At 76.1% G+C, this 6,904-nt stretch carries 2 protein-coding genes; both read right to left on the bottom strand.

The genetic code is table 11. The features are described 5' to 3' along the window. Positions 1–682, bottom strand: a 682-nt coding sequence (locus tag ACLIYP_RS28445; RefSeq protein ID WP_412715968.1) for a condensation domain-containing protein, incomplete at its 3' end; no start/stop codon positions are given. Continuing rightward, the coding region (locus tag ACLIYP_RS28440; RefSeq protein ID WP_412715967.1) for an amino acid adenylation domain-containing protein at positions 679–6,904 on the bottom strand (6,226 nt) is incomplete at its 5' end. The genes ACLIYP_RS28440 and ACLIYP_RS28445, both read right to left, overlap by 4 nt.

Raw genomic sequence — 6,904 nt, 5'->3', positions numbered from 1 at the left:
GCAGGCGGGCGACGCCGCGTGCCGCGAGGCCGCCGGTCGCCGCCGGGCGCACCGGGACGTCCCCGGCCAGCCGGTCCCGCCAGAAGGCCCGGTCGGCCGCGGCGTCGGGCGAGGCCCGGTAGGCGTGTTCCGCCGCCGCCAGCGCCCCCAGCGGGTGAACGGCCGGCGCCGGCCGTTCACCGCGCTCCAGCGCGGCGTAGAGCCGGCCGACCCGGCGGACCAGCAGCGCGCTGCCGACGCCGTCGATCACCAGGTGGTGGCAGGCCAGGTACCAGCGGAAGCGCGCGTCGGCCAACCGCAGCAGGGCTGTCCGGAACGGCGGACCGGCGGCGAGGTCGAAGGGCCGCGCCACGTCCTCGCGCATCCAGGCCGCGGCGGCGGCCGCCGGGGAGGGCTCCGCGCGCAGGTCCTTCCGGGTCACCTCCCACGGCGGGAGGGGCCCGTCCGACTGCCGCGGTTCCCCGGTCCCGTCCACCGTGAACCGGGCCCGCAGCGGGGCGGTCTCGGCCAGGGCGGCCGCGAACGCGGCCTCGAACAGCGACGGCTCCAGCGGTCCGGCGATCTCGACGTACAGCCCCACGTGGTAGCGGGCCGGGTCGGCGAGGCGGGCGCCGGTCCAGATGCCGCGCTGGGCGGTGGTCAGCGGCACCGGACCGGTGGCCGCCCGTTCCGCGCCGGTCACCGTGGCACGCCCGACGCCGTGCCGCGGGTGCGCAGCGACGGGGCGATGGCCTCGCCTATCTCGGCCAGCGGGCCGGGCCGGCCCAGCTCCGCGTGCGGGTACCGCACGGCGCGCACGTCCGGCTTCCCTCCGTCGACGTACGGCTCCCACAGCTCGGCGGCCACCTCGGGGGAGGTCTCGAGCGCGGTGAAGACCAGCAGGTCGCCGGTGTAGCGGGAGGGGGTGTGGTCGCGGGAGAGGGCGGCGTTGTTGGCGTAGATCCGGCAGATCGTCTCGATGGTCTCCTCGTCGAACGTCGCCAGCAGTCCGGTGTGTTCGCGGATGATCTCCATGAAGCGCGGGTGGGTCAGCTCCTCACCGGACCAGAGGGCCGGGTCGTAGCCGAAGAACTGCAGGATCGTCCGCATGACGTGGTCCGGGCCGAGCCGGACGGCGGTCCGTTCCCCGGCGTCCCCGGCACCGCCGCCGTCGCCTCCCTGCCCGCGGCCGGACGGCACCGCGTCGAGGACGGCCAGCAGGTCGACGGTCTCCCCCGCGCTCTGGAGCTGCACGGCCATCTCGTGCGCCACCAGGCCGCCGAACGACCAGCCGAGCAGCCGGTACGGACCGGCCGGCCGTACGGTGCGGAGCTGGGCGACGTAGTCCGCGGCCATCTCGGTGATCGACCCGGGCAGTACCCGCGAGCCGTCCAGGCCGCGCGCCTGCAGCCCGTACACCGGCTGGTCGGTGCCGAGCGGCCCGGTCAGCCCCGCGTAGGCCCAGGCGATGCCGGCCGCCGGGTGCACGCAGAACAGCGGGGGCCGGCCGCCCTCCTCGCGCAGCGGCAGCAGCACCCCGGTGCCTCCGCCGACGGCCTGCGCCACCGAAGCCGGGCGGGGCCGCGGCGCGGTCGCGGCCCCGGCGGGCCCATCGGCGGGGCGCAGGCCTCCGACGGGTCGGTGCGGTTCGTACGCGGTCCGCTTCAGCAGGTCCAGGAACCGACCGGCGAGGCCGTTCGCGCGCTCGCCGTCGACGAGGTGCGGCTGGTGCTCGACGTGCAGTGCCAGCGTGTCGCCGCGGTGGCTGAGGACGATGCCCAGCGGGTAGTGCTGCCGGTCGTCCCCCGAGGCGCGGACCAGTTCGAGCCCCGGGGCGGGCCGGTGCAGCGGCTCCTCGTCGAGGGGGTAGTTGGCGAACGACATCATCGTGTCGAACATGTCCCCGCTGTCGGTGATGCGGCGGACGTCGTTGAGGCTCAGGTGCTGGTAGGGCAGGAGCTCGGACTGCTCCTGCTGCACCCGTACGAACAGCTCGCCCAGCGACTCGTCCGGGTCGAGCCGCACCCTGGTCGGCACGGTGTTGATGAACAGGCCCACCATCTTCTCCACGCCCGGCAGTTCGGCCGGACGCCCGGAGACCACCGAGCCGAACACGACGTCCCGCTGCCCGGTCTCCTCGCCGAGCACGATCGCCCAGCACGCCTGGAGCACGGTCGCGACGGTCACGCCGTGCCGGCGCGCCGTCTCCGCCAGCGCGCGGGTCGTCTCCTCGTCCAGCGAGAAGGCCAGGTGCCGCGACGGCTGCGGCTCGCCCGGGCCCCGGCGTCCGATCCGGGTGTCGGTCAGGCCGGCCAGCGCCGTGCGCCAGGCCGCCTCCGCCGCCTGCTCGTCCATCCGGGACAGCCAGCCCAGGTACTCCCGGAACGGCGTGCTCGCGGGCAGCCCGTGCGGAGTGCCGGTGACCAGCGCGCGGTAGTGGGCGAACAGCTCCCCGACGAGGATCGGCAGCGACCAGCCGTCCAGCAGGATGTGGTGCGTGGAGACCACCAGCCGGTGCCGTCCGCCGCCCAGCCCGATCAGCAGCAGCCGGAGCAGCGGCGGCCGGGTGGGCTCGTAAGGGCGGACGCGTTCGCTCGCCAGGAGGCTCTCGGTCTCACGCTCACGCTCCTCCTCCGGCAGTCCGCCGAGGTCCACCTCCCGCCACGGCGCCTCCACACCGGACTGGATGACCTGCACCGGCTGGGGCAGCCCCTCGTGCACGAAGGCGGCGCCGAGGTTGGGGTGGCGCTCCAGGAGGGCGCGGAACGCCTCCCGCATGGCCCCGGCGTCCAGGTCGCCGGCCAGCTCCAGCCAGAACTGGACGGTGTACAGCGGGTTCGGCGCTTCCCCGGAGCCTTCCAGCGCGCCGAGGAGGAGGTGGTAGAGCATGCCCTGCTGGAGCGAGGAGAGCGGCAGGATCTCCTCCAGGTCCGGGTACTCGCGCTCCAGCCGCTCGATCTGCTCCTGACCGATCTCGAGCAGGGGGAAGTCGGACGGTGTGCGGCCGCCGGCGCCCGGCTCGGCGGCGTGCGCGGCCAGCGCGTCCAGGATCTCGAACCAGGCGTCGGCCAGCTCGTCCACCAGGTGGTCGTCCATGATCCCGTCCGCCCAGGAGAACGCGATGCGCAGTTCGGTGCCGTCCGCGGTGTCCTCGGTCAGGGCGTTGATGGACAGGGGGTGGTCCAGCGGCATGTCCGCGTCCGCGCCGGCCGTCATGCCGGTCTCGGGCGCGGGCGCCCAGTTCTCCTCGCCGTCGTCGGCGGGAAGCAGGAAGCGCCCGAAGTAGTTGAAGCCGATGTGCCGGGGTTCGGCGGCGGCCAGCCGCGGGCCGGTCTCCGGGTTGAGGTGGCGGAGCATGCCGAAGCCGATCCCCTTGTCCGGGATGGCGCGGAGCTGCTCCTTGACCCGGCGCAGGGCGCCGCCGAGTTCGGCGCCGGACGGCGGGGCGTCGGTCCGCGGCACGCCGGGGGCAAGGCGCACCGGGTACATGCTGGTGAACCAGCCGACCGTGCGCGACAGGTCGGCGCCGGGCACCACCGGTTCGCGGCCGTGGCCCTCGACGTCCATCACCACGTCCCCTGTGGTGCCCAGGCACCGCTGGACGGCCAGGGCGAGCGCGGTCAGCAGCACGTCGTTGATCTCGCAGTGGAACGCCGCCGGGATGGTGGTGAACAGGTGCCGGGCCCGCTCCGCCCCGTAGACCGCGGTACGGGCGCGGGCCCTGCCGGTGGTGTCCCGGCGGGTGTCCAGAGGCCGCTTGGCCAGCCTGGGGCCCGGGGTGGCGAGTATCCGCTCCCACAGCGGGAGTTCGGCCGTCCGCTCGGGGGTGCGCGCCTGCTCGTTCAGGGCGCGGCTCCAGTGCCGCAGGGAGGTCCCGACCGGGCTGAGGCCGGGGCGGCGGCCCTCCGCGAGCGCCTGGTAGGCGCCGATCAGGTCGGGCACCACGATGCGCCAGGAGACGCCGTCGCAGGCGAGGTGGTTGGCCATGAACAGCAGGCGGCCGGGGGTGTCGGGGCCCGCGTCGAACCAGACCACACGCACCATGCGGCCGGCCCGGACGTCGAGTTCCTCCTTGGCCCGCCGGGTCTCCAGGACGAGGACGCGCTCGAGGTCGTCGCCGGTCGCGCCGCCGGTCGGCACCCGCCGTACGCAGGAGGCCGCGGAGACGGTGCCGGCGGGCCCGACCTCCAGGGACCAGCCCGGTGCCGAGCGGTCCAGGCGGAGCCGGAACGCGTCGTGGTGGTCGATCAGCGCCTGGACGGCCGCGGTCAGCCGGTCCTCACGCAGACCGCCCGGGACCCGGAGCAGCACGGCCTGGTGGAAGCCGTCGACCGGGCCGCCCTGGTCGCGCAGCCAGTGCACGATCGGCGTGAGCGGGACATCGCCGACGGCCGCTGCCTCGCCGCCCGTGGCGTCCCGGGCGGTCTCGCGGGCGGCCTGGGCGAGGGCCTGGACCGTCTTGTGCTCGAAGACGTCCTGCGGGGTGAGGACGAGCCCGGACTGCCTCAGCCGGCTGACCAGCTGGATGGACATGATGCTGTCGCCGCCGAGGTCGAAGAAGCTGCGGTCCCGCGGTACGCGGGTCTCGCGCAGCACCTCGGCGAAGGCCGCGGCGACCAGGTCCTCCCGGGAGGCCGGAGCCTCCCCGGGCAGACCCGCGTCCTCGACGGCCGGAGCCGAGGGCGGCTCCGCCACCGGTGCCGGCCGCGGCGCGGGAGCGGGCAGGGGGCCGGGGTCCGTCCCGCGGGCGAGCTTGCCGCCGGGCGCGCGGGGCAGGCGGGCGGCCGGCCTGATCTCGGAGGGGACCAGGTGGGCCGGAAGCCGTTCGGCGAGCCAGGCGCGCAGTTCCTCCGGGTCTGGTGGGGCGGCCGCGTCCGCCGGGACCGGGTAGGCGACCAGCCGGGCGCTCCCCGTCCGGTCGAGGCGGATCGCGGCCATCGCCTCGGCGACCCCGGGGTGCCGGCCCAGCACCGCCTCCACCTCGCCCGGTTCGACGCGGAAGCCGTTGACCTTCACCTGCTCGTCCGCCCGGCCGAGGAAGTCGAGCTGCCCGTCCGCGCGCCAGCGGGCCAGATCGCCGGTGCGGTACATCCGCGCGCCGGGCGGGCCGAAGGGGTCGGCGACGAAGCGCTCCGCGGTCGGCCCGGGGCGCCCCAGGTAGCCGCGGGCGAGACCGTCACCGGCCAGGTACAGCTCGCCCGGCCGGCCCGGTTCCACCGGCCGCAGCGCGCCGTCGAGGACGTATGCGCGAACGTGGGCGAGCGGGCGGCCGATGGGCGGTGCGCCGCCGTCCGGCGCCTCTCCGGCTCGCCCGGCGGTGGCGTACACGGTGGCCTCGGTCGGCCCGTAGACGTTGAGCAGCCGGGTGTCCGGCATCGCGCTCGCCACCCGGTCGGCGACCGCGGCCGGCAGCGCCTCTCCCCCCAGCGCCAGGGTCCGGGCCGACAGCTCCAGGCCCCCCTGCTCCAGCAGCCTGCCGAGCACCGAGGGAATCGCGCACACCAGTCCGCCGGACCAGCGCGGCGGTTCGTCGTCCAGCAGCGACAGCAGGTTGGCGACGATCTCCACCGTGCCGCCGGAGGCCAGCGGCGCGAACACCTCGGCCACCGACACGTCGAAGCTGAACGAGGTCGCGGCGAGGGCGTGGGTGAGCGCCGCCGCGCCGAACTCGGCCTCGGCCCAGGTGAGCAGCGGCAGCACGTTGCGGTGCGGTACGAGCACACCCTTGGGCGTGCCGGTCGACCCCGAGGTGTAGATGACGTACGCCGGGTGGCCGGGGAGCAGCGGCGCGGAACGGTCGGCGTCGGTGATGTCGTGCGGAGCGGCGTCCGCCAGTTCCCCCGCCACCGCCGCGTCGTCCAGGACGAGGACCGGGCCCGCCGGGTCGCCGAGGTCCCGCCCGGCACCCGCGGCGTCGGTGACCAGGCACGACGGACGGGTGTCGCCGATCATGAAGCGGAGCCGCTCGGCCGGGTAGGCCGGGTCGAGCGGCAGGTAGGCCGCGCCGGACTTCAGGACCGCCAGCATCGCCGTCAGCATGTCCGCGGACCGCGGCAGCAGCAGCCCGACCACTCCTTCGGGCCCGGCACCGCGGTCGATCAGCAGTCTGGCCAGCCGGTTGGCCCGCTCGTGCAGCTCGCGGTAGGTGAGGCACCCGGTGCGGTCGCGGACCGCGATCGCCTCCGGGGTACGCCGCGCGGCCGCGTCCAGCACCGCGGTCAGGGTGCCGGATCCGGACCGCTCCTCCCCCTGCCGGGCCCAGGACAGGACGGTGGCCGTCTCCTCGGTGTCCAGCAGGTCGAGTGCGCCCACCGTGCGGCCGGGCGCGGTGCCGGCCGAGAGCAGCAGCCTGCGCAGGCGCCGGGCGTGCGTGTCCGCCTCGGCGCCGGGGAGACGGTCCGCCGGCCCGGTGACGGCCACCCGGAGAGCGCGGTCCGACGGATCCTCCTCCAGCACGATCCGGGCCGCGTCGGCCGGTTCCGCGCCGATCCGGCGGACGACCGCCGGGTGGTCGCCGAACCGCAGCGCGGGAGCGGGCTCGCGGATGTCCACGACCGTCCCGTACAGCCGGGAGCCGGGCCCGGACAGGCCCAGTTCGCGGCAGACCTCGGCGTGCCGGAACCGCTGGTGCCGCCGGACCCGGCGGGACTCCAGGCCGGCCTGCCGCACCAGTTCGGCGAACGGGGTGCCGGGCCGGACCTCCAGGCGCAGCGCGGCGACGTCCTCGGCCGCCGTCGGCACCCGCCGCGTCGCACGCTCCGTACGGCCGTCCACCGGCAGGCCGAGCACCACGTCGGTGCGGCCGGTCAGCCGGTGCAGGTAGGCGGCGACGGCCGCGGTCAGGACCGCACGCGGATGGGCGCCGCAGTACCGGGCCGCGGCCCGCAGCCGGGCGCGTTCAGCCCTCCGCCGGTCCCCCCGCCGG

The organism is Streptomyces nanhaiensis, from assembly GCF_046614825.1.
GTDB classification, from domain to species: domain Bacteria; phylum Actinomycetota; class Actinomycetes; order Streptomycetales; family Streptomycetaceae; genus Streptomyces; species Streptomyces radiopugnans.
The sequence above is the reverse complement of the archived record's forward strand: the minus strand, read 5'-3'. Positions and strand labels throughout refer to the sequence as shown.